Here is a 22,797-nt window from a genome sequence, read left to right as displayed (position 1 = left end):
GGAAGAGCCCAAACCAAGAAGCTTGCTTCTTGGGGTTGTAGGACAGCTCACACGGAGTTACAAAGGAATTGATTAGACGAAGAGGTCTGGAAAGGCTCGCTATAAAAGGTAAAAGCCCTGTAGTCAAAAATTAGTTCTCTCCGAGCTGGATCCTGAGTACGGCGGGACACGTGAAACCCCGTCGGAATCCGGCAGGACCATCTGCCAAGGCTAAATACTCCCTAGTGACCGATAGAGAAGCAGTACCGTGAGGGAAAGGTGAAAAGCACCGCGGGAGCGGAGTGAAAAAGAACCTGAAACCGTGCGCTTACAAGAAGTCAGAGCCCAATTAAGGGGTGATGGCGTGCCTTTTGTAGAATGAACCGGCGAGTTACGTTTGCATGCAAGGTTAAGTTGGGAAGACGGAGCCGCAGCGAAAGCGAGTCTGAATAGGGCGAAAAAGTATGCAGGCGTAGACCCGAAACCGTGTGATCTACCCCTGTCCAGGGTGAAGGTGCGGTAACACGCACTGGAGGCCCGAACCCACGCACGTTGAAAAGTGCGGGGATGAGGTGGGGGTAGCGGAGAAATTCCAATCGAACTCGGAGATAGCTGGTTCTCCCCGAAATAGCTTTAGGGCTAGCCTTGGAGTCGAGTATCATGGAGGTAGAGCACTGATTGGGTGCGGGGCCCGCGAGGGTTACCAAGTCTAGTCAAACTCCGAATGCCATCGATATATATCCAGGAGTCAGACAATGAGTGCTAAGATCCATTGTCAAGAGGGAAACAGCCCAGATCATCAGCTAAGGCCCCCAAGTGTGTGTTAAGTGGGAAAGGATGTGGAGTTGCACAGACAACCAGGATGTTGGCTTAGAAGCAGCCACCATTTAAAGAGTGCGTAATAGCTCACTGGTCGAGTGACTCTGCGCCGAAAATGTAACGGGGCTAAACACACCGCCGAAGCTATGGCAAGTCGTAGGTTTCACTTCTTCTTTGAAGAAGTGTTTAGCGACGATTAACATTCGTCGAAATCAACCGCTAAGGTTGTTCAAGAATTCGACTAAATGTATGTTCTTCAGCTAAACACAAACCATCGAAGTTGAAGTGAAGCCTACGAATTGGGTAGGGGAGCGTTGAATACGGGTTGAAGTCATACCGTAAGGAGTGGTGGACTGTATTCAAGTGAGAATGCCGGTATGAGTAACGAAAAGATAGGTGAGAATCCTATCCGCCGTAAGCCTAAGGGTTCCTGAGGAAGGCTCGTCCACTCAGGGTAAGTCGGGACCTAACGCGAGGCCGAAAGGCGTAGTGGAAGGACAACAGGTTGAAATTCCTGTACCACCGTAGTTGTTTGAGCGAAGGGGTGACGCAGAAGGATAGTGACGCGGACTGATGGATGTCCGTCCAAGCAGTGAGGCTGGTGAGTAGGCAAATCCGCTCATCGAAAGGCTGGGCTGTGATGGGGAGCGAAAATTGCAGTAGCGAAGGTCATGAGTTCAGGCTGCCAAGAAAAGCCTCTAGTGAGACGAAGGTGCCCGTACCGCAAACCGACACAGGTAGGCGAGCAGAGCATGCTAAGGCGCGCGGAAGAACTCTCGTTAAGGAACTCGGCAAAATGACCCCGTAACTTCGGGAGAAGGGGTGCCCCGGTAGGGTGAATAGCCCGAGGGGGCCGCAGTGAAAAGGCCCAATCGACTGTTTAGCAAAAACACAGGTCTGTGCAAAGTCGTAAGACGACGTATACGGGCTGACGCCTGCCCGGTGCTGGAAGGTTAAGGGGAATGGTTAGGCGTAAGCCGAAGCTATGAACCGAAGCCCCAGTAAACGGCGGCCGTAACTATAACGGTCCTAAGGTAGCGAAATTCCTTGTCAGGTAAATTCTGACCCGCACGAATGGCGTAACGAATTGGGCGCTGTCTCAACGAGAGATCCGGTGAAATTTTAATACCTGTGAAGATGCAGGTTACCCGCGACAAGACGGAAAGACCCCATGGAGCTTTACTGCAGCTTGATATTGGACTTTGGTACGATCTGTACAGGATAGGTGGGAGCCTAGGAAGCATGAGCGCCAGCTTGTGTGGAGGCGCCGTTGGGATACCACCCTGATCGTATCGGAGTTCTAACCTGTCGCCCTGAATCGGGCGAAGGGACCGTGTCAGGTGGGCAGTTTGACTGGGGCGGTCGCCTCCTAAAGCGTAACGGAGGCGCCCAAAGGTTCCCTCAGAATGGTTGGAAATCATTCGAAGAGTGTAAAGGCAGAAGGGAGCTTGACTGCGAGACCCACAAGTCGAGCAGGGACGAAAGTCGGGCTTAGTGATCCGGTGGTACCGAATGGAAGGGCCATCGCTCAACGGATAAAAGCTACCCTGGGGATAACAGGCTTATCTCCCCCAAGAGTCCACATCGACGGGGAGGTTTGGCACCTCGATGTCGGCTCATCGCATCCTGGGGCTGAAGTAGGTCCCAAGGGTTGGGCTGTTCGCCCATTAAAGCGGTACGCGAGCTGGGTTCAGAACGTCGTGAGACAGTTCGGTCCCTATCTGTCGCGGGCGTAGGAAATTTGAGAGGAGCTGTCCTTAGTACGAGAGGACCGGGATGGACGTACCGCTGGTGTACCAGTTGTTTCGCCAGAAGCACCGCTGGGTAGCCAAGTACGGAAGGGATAAGCGCTGAAAGCATCTAAGCGTGAAGCCCCCCTCAAGATGAGATTTCCCAAGTAGTAAGACCCCTTGAAGACGACGAGGTAGATAGGCTGGGGGTGGAAGTGCAGCAATGCATGGAGCTGACCAGTACTAATCGGTCGAGGGCTTATCCTAAATGATTCGTAAGATGAGAAACTTTCTATCCAGTTTTGAAGGTGCAAACCCCATGTTTGGTGACAATGGCGAAAGGGAACCACGCGTACCCATCTCGAACACGACCGTTAAGCCTTTCAGCGCCGATGGTACTTGGACCGAAGGGTCCTGGGAGAGTAGGACGTTGCCAAGCAATGAAGAAGTCTACTGCATTTGCAGTAGGCTTTTTTGTTTTATAAATATATCACAAACAGCTCAAATCAACAGCAGGAGTATGCACAAGCTCATTTATCGTACATACTCCTGCTATTTTTATTAATAATTAGTTTATTTCTACGTTTACTCGATATTCAGTAGGTGTCATTCCCGTCATTTTTTTAAATACTTGTGTAAAGTATTTAGAATCTTGGTAACCTACTAATGGTGCAATCTGATAAACTTTGACCGCAGAATGGAGAAGAAGATATTTTGCTTTTTCAATTCGGCAACGTGTAACATATTCTAAAAACGTTGAACCAGTTACTCCTTTAAATAGTGTGCAAAAGTGACTAGCACTTAATCCAACAAACTCACATACCTCATCAATACCGATGTCATTATGATAGTGGTTCTGAATATAAGAAATAGCCTTATCTATTAAAGCTGGTCCTTCATCATTTTGTTGCTGCTTTTCAAATAAAGTAATCATTTGCTCGATCGACTGCTTTAGTGTAGTCACTGCCTCCTCCAACGTTTCAGATTCCATCAGTTGTTGGATAAGAAGATCGACAGCGGAAGGGATTTCTATCTGTAAATGTTCAAATTCTCTTCGCGTAATTACTGCAATTTCAACAATATAACGAATAAGTGATTCCTTTGACAGATTCCCGCATTTTAACTCTAAGCTAAGCTGATCAATGAATGCGCGTGTAGCTTGAAATTCTAGAATTCGAATACTTTCAATAATCCTTTTTTCAAGCCACTTTGGATATTGCCAACCGGATGTAGAGGAATGATCTAGCTTTGTATCATCTTGATCAAGGAAAACATGTTCTGTACTTGCATAAAAACGCTGATGTAATGCATCACAGGCACTAATATAGGCTTGGTGAAGCTGATCCAGGTCTTGAAATACAGAGCTAATCCCTACAGAGCAGGATAGCTTAGAATACATCCTAACATGCTGAACAACATCTTCGCCAAGCTGTTTTTTATGCTCATTAGGCATATCCTGAAAGAAAAGAATCCATTCTCCACTATGGAAAGGGAATGCTGCTAAAGCGTGATTGTTAGCTGACCATTCCTCTAATATGTTACGTACTGCAAACAACCATAGTTTTCGTTCTTCGGCGTTCCATTGTTTATTAAAAGTAGTGATATGATCGAGCTGTACAACCATCATATAATAAGGCTGCTGTAATAAATATTCATCAAGCCAGCCCATATGCTTTAAGGTGCGCTGATTGCCTTCAATAAGCTCTGCAAACATGCGTTCTCTTGCAAGTAGTGACAATGAATGAACAGAATCCATAAGCTGTTGACTTTGCTGCGTAGCTTCACGTTGAGATTTAAGCTTATCCAGAGAAGTTTTAAGCATAGTGATTAGTTCGTCATGATCAATAGGCTTTAATAGATACCCTGTGGCTCCGTGCTTTAAAGATTCTCTTGCATATTCAAATTCACCGTAGCCGCTAATGACAATAAAGATTAAGTTTTCATTCTGCTTCATGACTTCAGACATAAGTGATAATCCATTTAATGTAGGCATGCGAATATCACTAATAATAATATCTGGCTGGTGCTCATAGAATAGCTGCAATGCTTCCTCGCCATTTTTAGCAGTTAACACCTTTGTTATTTGTAGGTCGTCCCAAGGAATTGCATAGGATAAGCTTCTTAATATAATCGGTTCATCATCGACAAGAAGTGCTGTAAAGCTATTAATTGCCATCCTATTCCCCTCCATAATTATTTATCAAATTAAAATAGGCATCTGATGCTATATCTAATTGCTGTAATGCTTCTTCACTTGTAATTTCTAATTTAATCAATTGATCAGTGATTGTCCAAAATGCTTTTCTTACCTCTGGAGAGAGGACATTATCATAAGCAAGGAATTGGGAGCTGCTTTGTTCAAGGAGCTGAACGACTTGTTCAAATACTGGTCCCGTTCTATTTACATCAAATGTGATATTCATAGAAGGCAATCTTGCAGCTTCATATACAATTCTTCTTTGAACTTCCTCTGTATAGAAATACTGCAGTAACTCAAGAGCAGCATTTTTTTTCAGCTCAGTAAGGTTAGCAGATAAACCTATACCGATTGTATACCCTCCTACAATGGAAGGGTGCTCTTCTTTTTTCAGCGTCGGGAAAGGAATGACTCCTACATTTTGCTGAAAATCTGACCCATCTGTTGCTTGAAAAAGAGTAATATCCCAATTTCCATTCAGGTGCATTGCTGCTTCACCTGAATTAAATAATTGAATTGCGTTAACATTTAATATGCGATCAAAGTTATTGTTAAAAGCGTTAAGCTTACTCCATTCTTGAAGCATAGTAAAAGCTTTCATATAATTATCATTTAAAAATGAGGCATTGCCTTTTGCTATAGCTTCGATCAATTCTGGTCCTGCGTATCTGTCCATTAAATAGTGTGCATAAATACCTCCTGGCCATAGTTCGCTATTGCCCAAAGTAAAAGGAATGTATCCGTTTGCCTTTAATGTTTTAATCGCTTCATTTAATTGATCAAGTGTAGCTGGAGGTGATATATCTAGCTCTTCGAAAATTTGCTTGTTATAAAATAATGGCTGAGCATGCCCCTCAAAAGGAAGTCCATATATATGGTTATCGTATGTCCATATGCTAAGATCAATAAAGTCTAATTGGTGCTCTTTAACAAAATCAGTCAAATCAAGAAGTCGATTTGAACTAACGTAAGGCTCTAATTCTGCACCGCCAAATAATACAAACATATCAGGAGGGTTTCCTGTTACCATTTCACTTTTTAGCTTTTCTTCACGATGATTGGTTTGGTCTAATCCCTCAAAGTTAACTTTTACATTTGGATGAGTCGTTTCAAACTCCTCAATTACGTCCTGAAAAATGCTTTTCATAGGAAGATCATGATCTTGGGTCCATACATGGCGAAAAGTGATCGTTACTTTATCATCCTGAGTGAGAGTTGCTTGGGATTGCCCTTTAGGTATGCTATAAATGACCGTTATCGTAAGAATGAATACATACAAAACAATCCATTTCATATTTTTAAATTTTAGCATCGGCAATCCCTCGCTTATTGATTTACCATATTGTTTTGAGTAGTAGGCAGTATCTTCGGCACTCTAATCCGAATAGTCGAACCGTAACCAGGTGAAGAACAGATCATCATGCCATATGGAGCCCCGAACCGAATGCGAATTCGCTCATGAACATTACGAAGTCCTACACTGCTATCTTTATACTTTGAACGTTTAAAATTAGCATTTGTCCATAAATTTAATAGGACATCCTCACTAAAGCCCGGACCGTTATCGATAATATCGATCCATATTTCCTGCTTTCCTTCCGTAGCCCGCACATGAATGTAGCTTTTCTGCTCCATTGGTTCAATGGCATAGTATAAAGCATTTTCTACAATAGGTTGAACAATCAGTTTTTGTGTTACATATGATTTCAAATGCTCAGGTAATTCAAAGGTATATTCGAACTTGTCTTCAAATCTAAACTTTTGAATGTTCATATAGTGTAAAACATGCTCAAATTCAGTTTGCAGCGTAATAAGCTCCTTATTTTCACTGATACTAATTCGAAGCAAGCGGCCAAGAGAGATGACCATTTTACTAATATCTTTATTACCTTGCAGTATCGCCATCGAATTTATAGATTCCAGAGAATTATATATAAAATGCGGATTAATTTGAGAGACAAGGGCTTGAAGCTCCGCTTCTTTTTTCATTGTTTGCTCGATTTCAATTTGCTTAAGTAACTCTTCCATTTGTGAAGACATTCGGTTAAAGCCCAGGACAAGCAAGTCCGCTTCATCAATTCTCGAGGTTTGTTCAATATCTATCAGTTTAAATTGCCTTTGCTCCACACGCCGCATACCGCTAACAGTTTTATTTATTCTTTGAATGAGACGATCAACAAAAAATCTATCGAACAATATTGCTGAAATTAACGAAAATGCAGCAAGTAATATTGCTGTATTCCGAATTGGAATAGACTCTGCTTGCAATACAGCAGTTGGCGTTATCGCAACCAAATACCAGTCTGCTTGCTGCGACTGCAAGTATGTAATGGATGATTTGACTCCATTATATTTAGCAATAAAGCTATTATTAGCGCTTTCATAATTATCGTTAAGGAAAGGAAAGGAGACGGTATCTCCGATATTCTTTCCTGATTTGTCGTATACAATTGTTCCTGCTTTATTAATAAGCAAAATATTGCCTTGATCCATTGTAGCCGTATCCCAAAATACTTGGTCTAATAGGTTGGCCTTAAGTTCTATAACGATCGATCCTATATTTTCAAGCGAGTAATAGTCTTTAATCACTCTGGCATGTATGAGAATAGGTTGGTTTTCCATTGAAGATCCATTTTCTCCTGGGCCTGACCATATTGGCACACCATTTGCTCTTTCCATAGCGTTATACCAAGGCTGTGCTCTAAGGTCAGTTAAGGAAGCTGAGGAGTTATAACTGTAAACCAACCGATTTCTCGAATACAAACGAAAGGAATGTACCATTGGATGGTTAATTAATAAAATGTTAATTTTCTGTTTTATATCATAATTCGTAATATCATTTTGCATTTTTAATGCTTGTTGAATAACAGGCTGAGTAATCGCCGAATTGGAAATTGAGTTAAGCTCATTTAAGGCGTAATTTAGCTTACGGTCAGTTTCTAATAAGGACACCCGATAAAAGTTACTTGTTTTAGTAGTTATCGTTTTTGAAAAGTTAAAGTAAGAAATAGTCCCCATTGCAATAACAGGAATAAAAACAAGAAGGATATTGGCTAGCATAATTTTACGACGTAGCTTCAAACGGTTTCACGCTCCCTCTAACTACCTCTCCTATTTCTACAGAATCAACGTCAATATGTCAACCAATATCTTAATATATCAACTATATAACTAGATTAACTTTTAACGGCTCCAGAAGTTAGTCCGGCAATAAACCAGCGGCTAAATAATAGGAAAACGATAAGCAGCGGTAATGTTGCCATAAACGTTGCCGACATAATCATACCGTAGTCCAATCCATCACGTGTTGTAAACAATTGTTGCAGCGCAATTTGGATGGTGTAGTGACTTTTATCTTTAAGAACGACGAGAGGCCAGAAAAAGTCATTCCATGTATTTAAAAATGTAAAAATACCTAAAGTTGCAATCGAAGGTGTAATAATTGGTAAAACGATTGTTCTAAAAATACGGAAATGGCCAGCACCATCAATTTTACCTGCCTCAAGTAGCTCGGTATGAACGGAGGTAGAAATATATTGTCTCATCCAAAAAATACCGAATGCATTCACCATAGCTGGAACAATAAGAGCTTGATACGTATCGATCCATTGCAGCTTAGCCATAATAACGTAAGTTGGCAGTACGCTTAGCTGTTGCGGAACAAATAAAGTCCCAAGTACAAAGAAAAATAAAAAGTTTTTGAACTTAAAGTTATATTTTGCGAACGCATAACCAGCAAGTGAACAAAATAAACAGACAGATGCTGTAACCAAAGTAGATACGAATAATGAGTTAGCAAAAGAAGTCCAAAATTCTGTTTTTTCTAATGCACGGTTAAAATTATTAATAAATTGATTCCCAATCGTTATAATTGGCGGAATATGCGATGCAGCACCGCGCTCATTAGAACCGATAACAAACATCCAATAGAATGGAAATACAGATACTAGGGCTCCAATACCTAAAAACAAATAGTAAAATATCGTTGTAAATGAGCTAGGTTGATCACTAATTTTCGCTTTCATGTATTATCCCTCCGTATCTCCGCTAAGTTTGTTAGAAGCCCACATATTAATTAGGGAGAAAATAATGGTGAATACTAATAAAATAACTGCGGTCGCAGCTGCTGTACCAAAGAAACTGTTGCTGAATGCCTCACTATACAGATAGTTAACCATAGTAATACCTTCAGAGCGCAATGAGCTTGTTCCAGATTGACCTAGGAAGACATACGGTTCTGTAAAGAGTTGAAGTGAGCCAATCGTTGACATCATAACGGTAAAGACAATAAATGGTTTTAATAATGGCAATGTAATGTGAATCATTTGTTGGAATCGACCGGCACCATCAATTCTTGCTGCTTCATAGAGATCCGCTGGAATACTTTGTAGGCCAGATAAATAAATAACCATGTTATATCCTGTCCAGCGCCACATAATCATCGTAGCGATTGCAATTTTAACGCCCCACCAGCCAGAGTTCCAAGCGACTGGATCTAGACCAAAAATGTCTAGCAGCCAGTTTCCCATGCCGTTGTTACTATAGATTGCACTAAATACGAGTGCTACTGCAACAATTGAAGTGATGTTAGGCATAAAGAACATGACACGGAAAACTTGTTTAAACTTTGTAAATGCTGAATTTAAAAATATCGCAATAACTAATGCTAATATTAGCTGCGGAATAGTACCCATAGCGCTAATTAGCAATGTATTCATAAATGAAGTCCAAAAAATAGGGTCCTCAAGAACAAACTGATAATTTTGTATACCGATATACTTCATTGGGTTTAGTGCATCCCATTTGAAGAAGGAAAGATAAATCGTAAATAAAATTGGGTAAAGTCCAAATATCCCGAAGATAATAAAAAACGGGGATATAAACAAATAAGCAAACAGATTATCTCGCTTACGCTCAGATAACCTTCTTTTAGGTATTGCTGTTTTAACAGATGTTTGTGCAGTAGTAGCCATGAAGCACCTCCGAGCGATGTTATAAGATGTAATAAGTTAAGACCGCAGGAAAAACCTGCGATCTTAAATGGTCATTTACTTTGTCATATTAGCTGCGTTTAATTAGATTTTCTATTTTTTGCATTGCTGCATCCCATTCTGCTTGAGGATCTGCATTTTTCTCTTGCACGTTTTGAATAGCTTCTTTAATATAAGAATCTGTTTGATCGTGAAGCGGACCATAATAAACTGGTGCAACACGCTCAGCAGCTTTAGCAAATTCAGCAGCAGAAGCTTGACCGCCTAAAAACTCATCTGTGTAATCTTTGAATTCTGGTTTTTCAAATAATGCAGGTGTAGAAGGCATCAAGCCGCTTACAGTAAATGATTGCAGCTGTTGCTCCTGTGAAGTCATCCACTCAATAAATGCAAAAGCTTCTTCAGGATGCTTTGATTGCTTAGGAATAGTTAGGAATGAACCACCCCAGTTACCGGAACCTTCAGGCAACTGAGCAATACGCCATTGTCCGTTAGTGTCAGGACCGTTGCTTTTAATGTTACCTAGCATCCAAGCTGGTCCTGGAAGTACTGCAAAACCACCTTCATTTGTTGCTTGTGTCCAGTCAGCAGCCCATAGTGCAAAGTTAGCTACCCAGCCTTCTTGAATACCTTTAATGGTGAAGTCATAAGCTTTTTTTACTTGAGGGTTTGTATTCCCGATAAATTCACCAGTTTGCTTATCAAAGTAAATTTGGCTATCGGATTGGTCGCGTAGTGCGTTGTAAATTAAGTCTCTAGAGTCAACGAAAGGAATACCTGTTTTATCTGTAAATTGCTTTGCAACAGTTGCGAACTTATCCCATGTATCGATAAGAGCCGAAAACTCTGCAGGATCAGTTGGAAGACCTGCTTGCTCAAGAAGATCTACACGGTAGTACGCTACAGTTGGAGCAATATCTGTAGGGAGACCAATTTGGAAGCTTCCGTCTACCGAAGAAGCTTGAGCCCATTTCCAATCAAGAAAGTTAGATTTGATTTCAGCAGCGCCAAGATCATTTAAGTTATAGAAAGAATCTTGAGCTGAAATAAAACGTTCCATAAAACCAATTTCAAGTTGGAAAATATCTGGAGCACCAGAGCCTGCAGATAGAGCAGTTGTTAAGTTGTTATGGTGAGCAGTTTGGTCACCAGTGTTTTGAATTTTAATAACGACGTTAGGATGTTCATTCATGTATTGATTTGCTAGGTCCTCATAATTTGTGTTACCTAGAGTCCAGAACGATAATTCGATCGTTTCGCCGGACGTTTTACTAGAGCTTGCTGAATTAGTAGAGTTAGAAGCGTTAGATGAATTGCTCTTGTTAGCATCATTACTGGAGTTGTTGTTAGAGCCGCATGCTGCTAAGGAGAACACCATAGTAGCAGCAGTTAGCAGCATAAGCGTTTTTTTCATTTTACTCACTTAAAAAACCCCTCTCTTTAATTGAATAATGAATACAGTGATTACTATAAAAGAAAAGGATTGAAATAAAGAGGAGACAAATTTACGATTTAAGGTTGAAATTTTTTAGTTGGAATGAGAAGATGTTGGAAACGGTTGCAGAACAAGTTTTTCCCTCAGCAAAAATCTATAAAGTGCAGTTTATACGCGTGATGTTGAAAGACTTGGTCCGATTGGATTATATGTTGATGTAGCAAGCAAGACGATGTGCCTGTAAAATAATAAGGCATGCAAGTTGAGGCCTACTTATGTCATAGAAACAAAAGTCAAAAATAAAATAAGAATGAGCAGGTATATTTGAGTAGATAACGAATCATCCTATATATAGAATATAAATTAATTGAATTGTCAGATAAATTTAACAAAATGTATTGACCGATTGATTGAAATGAGTATAATGAAATTAAGGTCAAAGAAAGTCAAAGTCAATAATTGAATTGTCCTTATGTGTGGGTAAACTACTCAACACATTGCTGCATAAGCTGCATGAACAAATTGAACTGAGAGGAGGTTGGACAGTGCGTAACATATCTGATCTCATTGAGCAATACTTGAAGCAGCTACTTGATAGCAGCGGCGAAGGAGCAGTTGAGATTCAGCGTAATGATCTGGCCGAGAAATTTTCATGTGTCCCCTCTCAAATTAATTATGTCATAAGCACACGTTTTACACTTGAGAAGGGATATGTCGTCGAAAGTAAACGTGGTGGAGGTGGCTATGTCCGTATTCAGCGTGTTGAGCTTCCAACACTGAAAGGCATTCAATTGCACATTGATCAAGCGATTGGAAATCAAATCGATCAAAACAGCGCTGAAGGTTTAATATACCAGCTGGAAGAGGCTGGACATATGAGTAAGCGTGAAGCGAATTTAATTCGTAGTGCGATTCATCGTGATACGCTATCTGTGAAGCTGCCATATCGTGATGAGCTGCGAGCAAGATTATTAAAGGCAATGCTTGTAACACTGCTTTTGAAATAGAAGCAAGGAGTTGAGTGCAATGATTTGTCAGGAATGTGGCAAACGCCCAGCAACGTTGCATTTCACCAAAATTATTAATGGTGAAAAAACAGAATTTCACATTTGCGAAGCCTGTGCTCGTGAAAAGGGTGAAATAATTCCAGGGGCACCGAATAGCTTCTCAATTCATAGCTTATTATCGGGAATTTTAGATTTTGATAATATTGCTAGCAAAGGGCTTAATAGCATAAAGCCGCAAGAATCGCTGCGTTGTGAATCATGTGGAATGAGCTATGCGCAATTTGGTAAGATTGGCAGATTCGGTTGTAGTGAATGTTATCATGCCTTTGGGGATCGCTTAAATCCGTTACTAAAAAGAATTCATGGCAATACTGAGCATAGTGGGAAAGTTCCATTGCGTTCAGGTGGCAATGTTCAATGCAAGCGAAAAATTGAAAAGCTTAGAGCTGATTTGCATAAATATATTGAGGCTGAAGAATTTGAAAAAGCTGCTTTAATACGTGATGAGATTCGTGAGCTTGAACGTAAATTGCAGCAATCTTCGTAAAGGGGTGATCGTTATGACAACACATCGTTTTTCATCTACAACGTTAAGTGACTGGATGAAAAATATTGGTCCAGATGGTGATGTCGTCATAAGCAGTCGTGTTCGCTTAGCACGAAACCTTAATCATCAGCCATTTCCGCTGCTGGCAACTTCTAGTCAAGCCAATGAAGTGCTAGAGCAGTTAGCAGCAGTTAGTGAATCTGGAACGTTAGACTCTTTTGGTAAGTTTACAACGATTCGCCTAAAAGATCTAAACGAGCTAGAGCGCAGAGTGTTAGTTGAGAAACATCTGATTAGCCCTAGCCTGGCTAATGACTCAAGAGCAGGAGCAGTTGTATTAAGCGATAACGAAGCAATCAGCATTATGATTAACGAAGAAGATCATTTGCGAATTCAATGTTTGCAGCCAGGCTTTCAAATTCGAGAAGCGTGGGCGCTGGCTAGCGCAATTGATGATAGCTATGAGGCAGCAGTTGATTTTGCATTTGATGAGCATAAAGGATATTTAACTACTTGCCCTACAAATGTCGGAACAGGACTTAGAGCCTCTGTTATGATGCACTTGCCGGCTCTTGTATTAACACAGCAAATTAATCGAATCCTATCTGCAGTTAGTCAAGTAGGATTGACGGTACGCGGGTTATATGGAGAAGGCAGTGAGGCATTAGGTAATTTATTTCAAATTTCCAACCAGATTACACTTGGGCAATCTGAGGATGAAATCATTGATAATTTATATGGTGTTGCAAAGCAAATTATTGAACATGAAAAAGCTGCACGCCGTAAGTTAATCAATGAATCTTACCGCAGATTGGAGGATCGAGTGAAGCGCTCCTACGGTATACTGTGCTATGCTTCAATTATAGACTCTAAAGAAGCAGCGCAGCGTCTTTCAGATATTCGCTTAGGCGCGGATCTTGGAATACTAACTGAGGTTTCACCTGGGGTATATAATGAACTGCTCATTATGACACAACCAGGCTTTTTACAAAAGCTTTACGATGAAAAAATGTCACCTGATGATCGAGATTATCATAGAGCAAAATTAATTCGGGAACATTTGCAACAATATAAAAATGGGGGTGCGACAATATGATGTTTGGCAGATTTACTGAGCGAGCACAAAAAGTGCTGGCACTAGCGCAGGAAGAAGCAGTACGTTTAGGTCATAATAATATCGGTACAGAGCATATTTTATTAGGTCTTATCCGCGAAGGTGAAGGTATTGCGGCAAAAGCGTTGCAGGGCTTAGGTCTTGGCTTAGAAAAAATTCAAGACGAAGTAGAAGCGCTTATTGGGCGCGGACAAGAGCAACCAAGCAATATAGCTTATACGCCGCGCGCGAAGAAGGTCATTGAGCTATCTATGGATGAGGCTCGCAAGCTCGGTCATACCTATGTCGGTACAGAGCATATTTTATTAGGTTTAATCCGTGAAGGTGAAGGAGTAGCAGCTCGTGTGCTGAACAATTTAGGAATCAGCCTTAATAAAGCACGTCAGCAAGTATTGCAGCTGCTAGGCAGTAGCGAGGCGGTGTCGAGTCATCAACATACACCATCAAATGTCAGCACACCTACTTTAGATAGTTTGGCAAGAGATTTGACAGCAGCAGCTAGGGAAGGAAATCTTGATCCTGTTATTGGACGCACGAAAGAAATTGAACGCGTGATTCAGGTTCTTAGCCGACGTACAAAAAATAACCCTGTGTTGATTGGTGAACCTGGTGTAGGTAAAACAGCAATTGCTGAAGGATTAGCACAGAAGATTATTGCTAACGAAATTCCTGAAACATTGCGCGACAAACGTGTAATGACACTGGATATGGGCTCTGTTGTAGCAGGAACCAAATATCGCGGCGAATTTGAGGATCGCTTGAAAAAAATTATGGATGAAATTCGTCAAGCAGGTAACATTATTCTGTTCATTGACGAGCTTCACACCTTAATTGGTGCAGGTGGAGCAGAGGGTGCCATTGATGCATCGAATATTTTGAAGCCATCGCTTGCTCGTGGTGAGCTGCAATGTATCGGTGCAACAACTCTTGATGAATATCGCAAATATATTGAGAAAGATGCAGCGCTTGAACGTCGCTTCCAACCAATTACAGTTGATCAGCCATCCGTTGAAGAAGCAATTCAAATTTTACATGGCTTACGTGACCGTTATGAGGCACATCATCGTGTAAAAATCACTGATCAAGCGATTGAGCAAGCGGTAAAACTATCCGATCGTTATATTACCGATCGATTCTTACCGGATAAAGCGATTGACTTAATTGACGAAGCAAGCTCTCGTGTAAGACTTAATACGTATACAGTACCGCCTAATTTGAAAGAACTCGAGGCGCGTCTTGAAAATATTCGCAAAGAAAAAGATGCAGCCGTACAAAGTCAAGAGTTTGAAAAAGCTGCGGCACTGCGTGATACAGAGCAAAAAATTCGTGAAGAATTAGAAACGACAAAAAATCAATGGAAAGAAAAACAAGGTCGCACAGATTCTGAAGTAACACCTGATGATATTGCACAGGTTGTTGCTAGCTGGACAGGAATTCCAGTTGTGAAACTGGCAGAGGAAGAAACAGAACGTCTATTGAAGATGGAAGACATTCTCCATGATCGCGTTATCGGTCAAGAGGAAGCTGTTAAATCTGTTTCTCGTGCAATCCGTCGTGCACGTGCTGGATTGAAAGATCCAAAACGTCCAATCGGCTCATTTATTTTCCTTGGACCGACTGGGGTAGGTAAAACTGAACTTGCCCGTGCACTTGCTGAAGCGATGTTCGGCGATGAAAATGCTGTTATCCGTATCGATATGTCAGAGTATATGGAAAAACATGCAACATCTCGTCTAGTCGGCGCGCCTCCAGGATATGTTGGTTATGAGGAAGGCGGACAGCTTACAGAAAAAGTACGTCGCAAGCCATACTCCGTTGTCCTGCTCGATGAGATTGAAAAAGCTCATCCAGAAGTGTTCAACATTTTATTGCAAGTGCTTGAGGATGGACGTTTAACAGACTCTAAAGGTCGTGTTGTCGATTTCCGTAATACGCTGATCATTATGACTTCAAATGTCGGTGCCGATCAAATTAAGCGTAATTCTACACTTGGTTTTACAGCAGTGCATGATGCTGGTCGTGAGTTTAACTCAATGAAGGATAAAGTATTAGCAGAATTGAAGAAAAGCTTCCGTCCAGAATTTATTAACCGTATCGATGAGATCATCGTATTCCATTCGCTTGAAGAAAAGCATATTGCTGAAATTGTAACGCTAATGGCAGATGATCTTGCTAAACGCTTGAAGGAGCAAGATATTGAGTTCACTTTATCTGAGGAAGCTAAGAAATATTTAGCTAAGGAAGGCTTTGATCCACAATATGGCGCACGTCCATTACGTCGTGCAATTCAAAAGCATATTGAAGACCGCTTGTCTGAAGATTTGCTTATGGGCTTAATTCAAAAAGGTGACAGATTTGTTATTGATGTTAAAGACGGCGAACTAGTCGTTAACAAAAATGTAAAGACACCTGTTGAATAATGGCATAAGGGAAGCACCCTGATTATTAAGGATATAAGCTTCGTTAAAGCTCACACTTGTTAGTGGAGTGGCGAGGAGCTAATATTCTAAAATAATCAGGGTGTTTATTTTGCTTAAATGCTAAAAAATAGTAATATATTAACGTACAAATACAGAACGTACGATAAATGTCTCTTTTACCGTTTCGCGGATTAATGTTAAGATGTAGTTAATGATATTACTAGTGAATCAAGGAATTGATAGCCGAAAAGGAGTTAGGCATGGCTAAAACAAAAGTTAAATTTGTATGTACGGAATGCGGTACAGAATCCCCGCGCTGGATGGGAAAATGCCCTGGTTGTCAAGCTTGGAATACGATGGTTGAGTTTAAAGAAACGGTTAGTAAAACAAAGGGTGTCGGGTTAGCGGGAATTCATACGAAAGAATCGCCAAGATCAATCATACATATAGAAAGTGAGCAGGAGCCAAGGATCGAAACCGCGATGCTGGAATTAAATCGCGTTTTAGGCGGTGGAATTGTACCGGGTTCACTTATTCTTGTTGGTGGCGACCCTGGTATTGGCAAATCCACTTTACTCCTGCAAACCTCGCATGCACTAGCAGTAAAAAATTTGAAAGTATTATATATCTCGGGAGAAGAATCCGTTCGTCAGACGAAGCTAAGAGCTGATCGACTTGGTGCGTTATCGGAGAATTTATTTGTATTATGTGAAACGAATATGGAGCATATTAATGATGCCATTTCAGCAATGAACCCCGATTTTTTAGTGATTGATTCTATTCAAACCGTATACGATCCTACGATTGAATCTGCTCCAGGAAGTGTTGCACAAGTTAGAGAATGTACGGCGCATTTTATGCGTGTTGCCAAGCAAAAGGGAATTGCAACAGTCCTTGTTGGTCATGTTACAAAGGAGGGAGCAATCGCTGGACCGCGTTTACTCGAGCATATGGTAGATAGCGTGCTTTATTTTGAAGGGGAACGACACCATACCTATCGTTTATTGCGGGCGGTGAAAAATCGCTTTGGTTCTACAAATGAAATTGGCATATTTGAAATGGGAGAGGATGGATTACGTGAGGTAAGTAACCCATCTGAGCTGTTTCTGTCTGAGCGTTCACTAGGTGTGTCAGGTTCTACCGTGGTTGCCAGTATGGAAGGAACTCGTCCTGTGTTAGTAGAGCTGCAAGCATTAGTGTCACCTACGCATTTTCCATCGCCTCGCAGAATGTCAACAGGGATTGATCACCATCGTTTGTCCCTTATTATCGCTGTACTTGAAAAACGGATTGGGATGTTTTTGCAAACGCAGGATGCTTATTTAAATGTAGCGGGTGGTGTAAAACTAGACGAGCCGGCAGTCGATTTAGCGGCAGCCGTTTGTATTGCCTCCAGTTTTAAGGATGCGCCAACTAAGCCGGAAGATGTTATTTTTGGCGAGATAGGATTAACTGGAGAGGTGCGAGGTGTATCACGTGCTGAACAGCGAGTAAAAGAAGCGGCAAAGCTAGGATTTAAACGTGTAATTATGCCTGAGAAAAGTTTAAAAGGTTGGACTCCGCCAACTGGTATTAAAGTAATTGGAGTAAATACAGTATCAGAAGCGTTAAAAGCTGCATTAGAATAAAGGGGAGAATCGCATGAAGGAAAGCAATCAACAAGAAACTATGAATAATTTGTTGCAACTCATAGCACCAGGAACCCCTTTTCGAGATGGGCTAGAAAATGTACTGCGTGCTAAAACAGGTGCTTTAATCGTTGTGGGATATAGTGGAGAAGTGATGGAGGTAGTTGATGGTGGCTTTTTTATTGACTGTGAATTTTCCCCTAACTATCTCTATGAGCTGGCAAAAATGGACGGAGCGATTATTTTAAGCGAAGATTTGAAGCGCATTTTATATGCCAATGCACAATTAATTCCGAATAGTTCTATTCCATCAACAGAAACAGGAATTCGTCATCGTACGGCGGAGCGTGTTGCGAAGCAAACTGGAAAGTTGGTCATTTCTATTTCGCAGCGTCGTAATGTCATTACGTTATATCAGGGCTCACTCCGTTACTCGCTTAAAGATATGGGCTTTATTTTGACAAAAGCCAATCAAGCGATTCGTACGCTTGAGCGTTATAAAAGTGTACTAAGTCAAGCTTTAACGAATTTATCTGCGCTTGAATTTGAGGAATTAGTTACACTTCAAGAAGTTGCATATGTTTTGCAACGTTGGGAGCTGCTGCAGCGTATTAAAAAAGAGATATTGCGATATGTTAATGAACTGGGAACAGAAGGCCGTCTCATCCATATGCAAATGGAGGAATTAATCCTTGGCATGGAGGAAGAAGGGCTTTACTTAATGAAGGATTACATTAAGGAATGTTCCCCGACTAAAATTGGGGAACTCAAAGAAAATTTGAAGCGATTAAGTAACGAAGAACTGCTTGATGCACATAATATAGTAAAGCTGCTTGGTTACTCTTCTTCCATGTTGCAAGGAGATGAGGCAATCTCCTCTCGCGGTTATCGAATTTTAGCTAAAATTCCTCGTTTGCCGCAAAGTGTTATGAGTAATTTAGTTGATCGATTCGGTAAGCTATCCGTTATTTTAATGGCATCTGCTGAAGAACTTGACGATGTGGAAGGTATTGGTGAGATTCGTGCACGTTCAATACGCGATGGCTTGAAACGAATACAAGAGCAAGTGTTCATTGACAGACAAATTTAAAACTCATACAATTGTGGGATATATAAACAATCTGATGATCACGTATGACGTAGGTGTCATAGAAAAATGAGGTGGAAAATGTGATCAGTAAGTCCATACCGAGTCTTCTTACGCTTGGCAATCTGTGTCTTGGCGTAATATCAATACTACTGGTGTTTAATAATTATCCAGGTTTGGCAGCAATTATGGTTATTATTGGTATGCTCATTGATGGAATTGATGGCCGTGTAGCGCGAGCATTAAATGCTCAAAGCGATTTCGGCAAGGAATTAGATTCTTTAGCGGACATTGTTACTTTTGGTGTAGCGCCTGCATTTATTATGTATGTTGTGGCATTGCAAGATATATTGCCTGCAATTTCGTGGGTAGTTACTGCTCTGTTTCCGATATGTGGAGCGCTTCGTTTAGCTCGTTTTAACGTGAAGGATAGTTCACCAGGTAGCTTTACAGGACTGCCTATTCCTGCAGCGGGCTGTATATTAGCAACGGTCGCTTTGTTTAAGGATGATGTTGTACCAGTCGTTTTCATTGTGACATCGGTTATACTTTCCTTGCTAATGGTAAGTAATATTCGTTATCCAAGCTTTAAAGGGTTTGGTCTTCCGCGAAAAACATTATGGATTATTCCGTTTATTATTGTAATTGCTCTTGTTATTGGGATATTGTTTGAAGAGTATTTGTCTCAAGTATTTTTTGTTCCGCTAATTCTTTATGCATTATATGGTGTGAAAAAAACGATTGATCGACGCATAAAGCGCAAAAAATGCGAGGTTGAGGAAGAAGAGCAATCGGAAAAGCATGCATAAGTAAAACCTTAAACAGCGTCAGATAACATGTATTTGCTTTAAGCAATACAATGTATAGCAAAGCCTACAAAAAAAGGATGTTCAGATTGTCTAGTTTTCCTGACTCTCTGAGCATCCTTATTTTTATGTGAGATTAAATAATCCAAGGGTATTACATTTTTGTGATTCCATTTCCAAAACTTCAGGCAGCTTTATATCTAATTGTGTGCACAAGGCAGTTAAATAAAATAAGTTGCTTCCTATCGATTGCTGCACCAGCTCCTTGCAATTATCACATAACTTGCCAGTCACATGGTTAGTGATTAGCTTTTGCGCTACATCCAAGGAATCTACTTCGTGAAAAGGCTGCTTAGATGCATGCAATTCAATACAACCACAATCGGTAATCGATTTGGTTACCGTTCGATTAATTGCAGCACTAGTTTGATCTAATTTTGACATAATATCTAGCACGCTGCGATGTCGCAATAACAACTGTGAAACTTGTTCCTGAAACTGCTCTAATGCATGAGTAGACACAACGTTCACCTACCTAATCAGATTGGATTGTGTTTATTATAAACAAATGTGTGAGCGATTTCCACTTTTCAACTTTCTTTCATTACAACGATTAGCAGCAATAAAAATTGCTAATAATTGTAATGGAGGTGATACCTATGAAAAAAATAATTTCGATAATAGGGATTTGTATTGGTGCAATGGCAGGGGCAGAAATTTCAGAGTGGCTTCAAGCAACACCAGCACGGGGCAACTCGTTCAATCCATTTCTGCAGCAATCAGGCACTTATTACATGAATGTAGCTATTGGGGCATTTCTAGGTTGGATGTTGTCTACAATTTTTGCTAAACCGATACTAAAGCTGATTCATAATGGAGTAAAGTATACGGAAGAGATGTCATTACGTCAGTTGTTAGCTGCGGCAGGTGGCTTAGTGCTTGGATTATGTTTGGCAGCATTAATTTATCCTGCAATTGCAATGCTGGGTGGGCTTTGGAAGTTAGCTCCCATTGCAATAGCGCTTTTATGTGGATATATTGGTATGCAGATCGCCATGCGTAAGCAAGATGAGTTAGCTGAAACGGTGAAGCATTTGCTAGAAAAGCCAAAGGTAGTTGCTACGGCAGGTGAAGCGAAAGGATTTGAAGAACATAAAATTTTGGATACAAGCGTGATTATTGATGGCAGAATCGCAGATATTTGTAAAACAGGCTTTATTGAAGGCACGCTCGTTATTCCAGAATTTGTACTAGAGGAATTACAGCATATTGCTGATTCATCTGATTTGTTAAAACGAAATCGTGGCCGTAGAGGACTAGATATTTTGAATAAAATACAGAAAGAGCTTGATGTTCGCGTACTTATCTACGAAGGAGACTTTGAAGAGCAAAGTGAAGTGGATAGCAAGCTAGTTAAGCTTGCCAAGTTATTGTCTGGTAAAGTTGTTACGAACGATTTTAATTTGAATAAAGTATGTGAGCTGCAAGGTGTATCCGTATTAAATATTAATGACCTTGCCAATGCAGTTAAACCAGTAGTTTTGCCTGGTGAAGAAATTGTCGTTCAAGTAATAAAGGACGGTAAGGAGCATGGTCAAGGCGTAGCTTATTTGGATGATGGCACGATGATCGTTGTTGAAGGCGGACGGGAATATATCGGGCATACGATGGAAGTACTTGTAACAAGTGTGCTGCAAACTTCTGCTGGACGAATGATATTTGCTAAACCAAAGCTGTTGGAAAAAGCGCTGTAACGAGGTATGATTATACTATTGTATACATTACCTTTAAGGCAGGTAGAAATGAATGGAACAATGGGGAGCGGTCATCGTTGCTGCAGGACGCGGTAAACGGATGGGCACAGCGGAAAGTAAGCAATATTTACAATTAGGCAATAAACCGATAATCGTACATACTTTGGAGAATTTTCAAGCAATTGATTTTATTGCTGAAATTGTGCTAGTTGTTGGCGAGGAAGATAGGGAACGCTGTCAGGCGTGGTGCCAGCAATACGGGTTATCAAAAGTAAAGGCGATTATTACAGGCGGAACTGAACGCCAACATTCCGTGCATGCCGGGTTGAAGGCTATCACGACGAAGTGGGTGCTAGTACATGATGGTGTACGTCCGTTCGTAACTGAGCAGGCAGTTGTGCGCTGCTGTGAAAGTGCGGAGCGAAATTTGGCTGCGGTGCTTGCAGTGCCTGTAAAAGACACGATTAAGCAGGTGGATTCTGAAGGCACTATACTCGCGACCCCTGATCGCAAAAGCTTGTGGGCGATTCAAACCCCGCAAGCTTTTCGTCATGATCTTGTGCTGGAGGCACATGAGGCAGCGGAGCGAGCTGGTATGCTTGGAACGGATGATGCGAGTGTAGTGGAATGGCATGGGGTAAAAGTTATCGTTGCCGAAGGAGAATATACCAATATAAAAATTACGACGCCAGAGGATTTGCCATGGGCAGAAATGCTTCTTAAACAAAGGCAAACTGGACAATGAACTGGGCAGAAAGGGGAAGAACGATGATTAGAGTTGGACAAGGTTTTGATGTGCATCAGCTTGTAGAAGGAAGGCCATTGATTATTGGTGGTGTACGCATACCTTATGAAAAAGGGCTATTAGGACATTCAGATGCAGATGTGCTATTGCACACAATCGCAGATGCTGTACTAGGTGCGTTAGCACTAGGTGATATTGGTAAACATTTTCCTGATACAGATGAAGCATATAAGGATGCAGATAGCGTTGTTTTGCTTCGTAAAGTATGGGAAATGGCCCTTGAGCGAGGTTATAAACTAGGAAATGTTGATGCGACCATTATTGCTCAGAAGCCAAAAATGCTGCCATATATTCCACAAATGGTGGAAATTATTGCCGAAGTGCTACAGGCTGAACATTCGCAGGTTAATGTTAAAGCAACTACAACTGAGCAGCTTGGCTTCACTGGAAGAGGAGAAGGAATTGCTGCTCAAGCAGTTGTATGTTTAGTGAAGTCAGCGAAATAACATAAACTGTGCTATTATATATTTTATTCATA

General features: G+C 41.0%; 17 protein-coding genes and 2 rRNA genes (1 of these 19 cut by a window edge). 12 read left to right on the top strand and 7 right to left on the bottom strand.

The window, feature by feature from the left end; all coding sequences use genetic code 11:
- Both AC2TDL_RS08240 and rrf read left to right on the top strand, forming a co-directional pair.
- A 23S ribosomal RNA gene (locus tag AC2TDL_RS08240) occupies positions 1–2,795 on the top strand; it begins 263 nt to the left of the window's first position.
- Positions 2,796–2,850: 55 nt separating this feature from the next.
- A 5S ribosomal RNA gene (gene rrf, locus AC2TDL_RS08235) occupies positions 2,851–2,967 on the top strand.
- 129 nt (positions 2,968–3,096) lie between these two features.
- Here the strand turns inward: rrf and AC2TDL_RS08230 are convergent.
- The 6 genes from AC2TDL_RS08230 to AC2TDL_RS08205 form a co-directional block, all read right to left on the bottom strand.
- Complete coding sequence (locus AC2TDL_RS08230) at positions 3,097–4,704, bottom strand: response regulator (RefSeq protein ID WP_484700162.1); 1,608 nt, start codon at positions 4,702–4,704, stop codon at positions 3,097–3,099.
- 1 nt (position 4,705) lies between these two features.
- Positions 4,706–6,019, bottom strand: a complete 1,314-nt coding sequence (locus AC2TDL_RS08225; protein WP_484700160.1) for an ABC transporter substrate-binding protein — start codon at positions 6,017–6,019, stop codon at positions 4,706–4,708.
- 32 nt (positions 6,020–6,051) lie between these two features.
- Positions 6,052–7,806 (bottom strand): cache domain-containing sensor histidine kinase, encoded by a 1,755-nt coding sequence (locus tag AC2TDL_RS08220; RefSeq protein WP_484700159.1) that lies wholly within the window; start codon positions 7,804–7,806, stop codon positions 6,052–6,054.
- Between the two features lie 95 nt (positions 7,807–7,901).
- Entirely contained in the window at positions 7,902–8,750 is an 849-nt protein-coding gene (locus AC2TDL_RS08215; RefSeq protein WP_484700157.1) for a carbohydrate ABC transporter permease, read from the bottom strand.
- Between the two features lie 3 nt (positions 8,751–8,753).
- Positions 8,754–9,698 carry a carbohydrate ABC transporter permease gene (locus AC2TDL_RS08210; protein ID WP_484700155.1) on the bottom strand — a complete coding sequence of 315 codons (945 nt, stop codon included), beginning with the start codon at positions 9,696–9,698 and terminating at the stop codon, positions 8,754–8,756.
- An 88-nt stretch (positions 9,699–9,786) separates the two neighbouring features.
- Entirely contained in the window at positions 9,787–11,139 is a 1,353-nt protein-coding gene (locus tag AC2TDL_RS08205) for an ABC transporter substrate-binding protein (protein WP_484700153.1), read from the bottom strand.
- A 557-nt stretch (positions 11,140–11,696) separates the two neighbouring features.
- On the opposite strand from AC2TDL_RS08205, the gene AC2TDL_RS08200 reads away from it, so the two are divergent.
- From AC2TDL_RS08200 to pssA, 7 genes are all read left to right on the top strand, one after another.
- Positions 11,697–12,158, top strand: a complete 462-nt coding sequence (locus AC2TDL_RS08200; protein WP_484700151.1) for a CtsR family transcriptional regulator — start codon at positions 11,697–11,699, stop codon at positions 12,156–12,158.
- Positions 12,159–12,177: 19 nt separating this feature from the next.
- Positions 12,178–12,705: a protein-arginine kinase activator protein McsA gene (gene mcsA / locus AC2TDL_RS08195; protein WP_484700149.1), complete on the top strand. Its 528-nt coding sequence runs from the start codon at positions 12,178–12,180 to the stop codon at positions 12,703–12,705.
- A gap of 13 nt (positions 12,706–12,718) precedes the next feature.
- Entirely contained in the window at positions 12,719–13,801 is a 1,083-nt protein-coding gene (gene mcsB / locus AC2TDL_RS08190) for a protein-arginine kinase McsB (protein WP_484700147.1), read from the top strand.
- On the top strand, positions 13,798–16,239 hold the full coding sequence (clpC, locus tag AC2TDL_RS08185) for an ATP-dependent protease ATP-binding subunit ClpC (RefSeq protein WP_484700145.1): 2,442 nt from the start codon (positions 13,798–13,800) through the stop codon (positions 16,237–16,239). Before mcsB ends, clpC begins: the two co-directional genes overlap by 4 nt.
- Positions 16,240–16,499: 260 nt before the next feature.
- Positions 16,500–17,867 (top strand): DNA repair protein RadA, encoded by a 1,368-nt coding sequence (gene radA, locus AC2TDL_RS08180; protein WP_484700143.1) that lies wholly within the window; start codon positions 16,500–16,502, stop codon positions 17,865–17,867.
- A gap of 13 nt (positions 17,868–17,880) precedes the next feature.
- Positions 17,881–18,957: a DNA integrity scanning diadenylate cyclase DisA gene (disA, locus tag AC2TDL_RS08175; RefSeq protein WP_484700141.1), complete on the top strand. Its 1,077-nt coding sequence runs from the start codon at positions 17,881–17,883 to the stop codon at positions 18,955–18,957.
- An 80-nt stretch (positions 18,958–19,037) separates the two neighbouring features.
- Positions 19,038–19,763 carry a CDP-diacylglycerol--serine O-phosphatidyltransferase gene (gene pssA, locus AC2TDL_RS08170; protein WP_484700139.1) on the top strand — a complete coding sequence of 242 codons (726 nt, stop codon included), beginning with the start codon at positions 19,038–19,040 and terminating at the stop codon, positions 19,761–19,763.
- A 123-nt stretch (positions 19,764–19,886) separates the two neighbouring features.
- On the opposite strand, the gene AC2TDL_RS08165 is transcribed toward pssA, so the two are convergent.
- Positions 19,887–20,282, bottom strand: coding sequence for a DUF1573 domain-containing protein (locus AC2TDL_RS08165; protein WP_484700137.1), 396 nt, complete (start codon positions 20,280–20,282; stop codon positions 19,887–19,889).
- Positions 20,283–20,419: 137 nt separating this feature from the next.
- On the opposite strand from AC2TDL_RS08165, the gene AC2TDL_RS08160 reads away from it, so the two are divergent.
- The 3 genes from AC2TDL_RS08160 to ispF are packed head-to-tail and all read left to right on the top strand — an operon-like array spanning position 20,420 to position 22,765.
- Entirely contained in the window at positions 20,420–21,514 is a 1,095-nt protein-coding gene (locus tag AC2TDL_RS08160) for a PIN/TRAM domain-containing protein (RefSeq protein ID WP_484700134.1), read from the top strand.
- 52 nt (positions 21,515–21,566) lie between these two features.
- On the top strand, positions 21,567–22,259 hold the full coding sequence (gene ispD / locus AC2TDL_RS08155; RefSeq protein ID WP_484700132.1) for a 2-C-methyl-D-erythritol 4-phosphate cytidylyltransferase: 693 nt from the start codon (positions 21,567–21,569) through the stop codon (positions 22,257–22,259).
- Positions 22,260–22,282: 23 nt separating this feature from the next.
- The gene (gene ispF / locus AC2TDL_RS08150; RefSeq protein ID WP_484700130.1) at positions 22,283–22,765 is read left to right on the top strand and encodes a 2-C-methyl-D-erythritol 2,4-cyclodiphosphate synthase; all 483 of its coding nucleotides are present in this window, start codon (positions 22,283–22,285) and stop codon (positions 22,763–22,765) included.
- Positions 22,766–22,797 lie beyond the last annotated feature (32 nt).

This window comes from Paenibacillus sp. plas6, from assembly GCF_057221655.1.
Note: the sequence above shows the minus strand (reverse complement) of the source record. Positions and strands in the feature narration are given on the sequence as shown.

Coding starts and splice junctions, on each gene's coding strand:
- mcsB (WP_484700147.1), top strand. CDS start 12,719: ATGACAACACATCGTTTTTCATCTACAACGTTAAGTGACTGGATGAAA.
- AC2TDL_RS08210 (WP_484700155.1), bottom strand. CDS start 9,698: ATGGCTACTACTGCACAAACATCTGTTAAAACAGCAATACCTAAAAGA.
- radA (WP_484700143.1), top strand. CDS start 16,500: ATGGCTAAAACAAAAGTTAAATTTGTATGTACGGAATGCGGTACAGAA.
- AC2TDL_RS08230 (WP_484700162.1), bottom strand. CDS start 4,704: ATGGCAATTAATAGCTTTACAGCACTTCTTGTCGATGATGAACCGATT.
- clpC (WP_484700145.1), top strand. CDS start 13,798: ATGATGTTTGGCAGATTTACTGAGCGAGCACAAAAAGTGCTGGCACTA.
- ispD (WP_484700132.1), top strand. CDS start 21,567: ATGGAACAATGGGGAGCGGTCATCGTTGCTGCAGGACGCGGTAAACGG.
- AC2TDL_RS08215 (WP_484700157.1), bottom strand. CDS start 8,750: ATGAAAGCGAAAATTAGTGATCAACCTAGCTCATTTACAACGATATTT.
- mcsA (WP_484700149.1), top strand. CDS start 12,178: ATGATTTGTCAGGAATGTGGCAAACGCCCAGCAACGTTGCATTTCACC.
- AC2TDL_RS08225 (WP_484700160.1), bottom strand. CDS start 6,019: ATGAAATGGATTGTTTTGTATGTATTCATTCTTACGATAACGGTCATT.
- disA (WP_484700141.1), top strand. CDS start 17,881: ATGAAGGAAAGCAATCAACAAGAAACTATGAATAATTTGTTGCAACTC.
- AC2TDL_RS08160 (WP_484700134.1), top strand. CDS start 20,420: ATGAAAAAAATAATTTCGATAATAGGGATTTGTATTGGTGCAATGGCA.
- ispF (WP_484700130.1), top strand. CDS start 22,283: ATGATTAGAGTTGGACAAGGTTTTGATGTGCATCAGCTTGTAGAAGGA.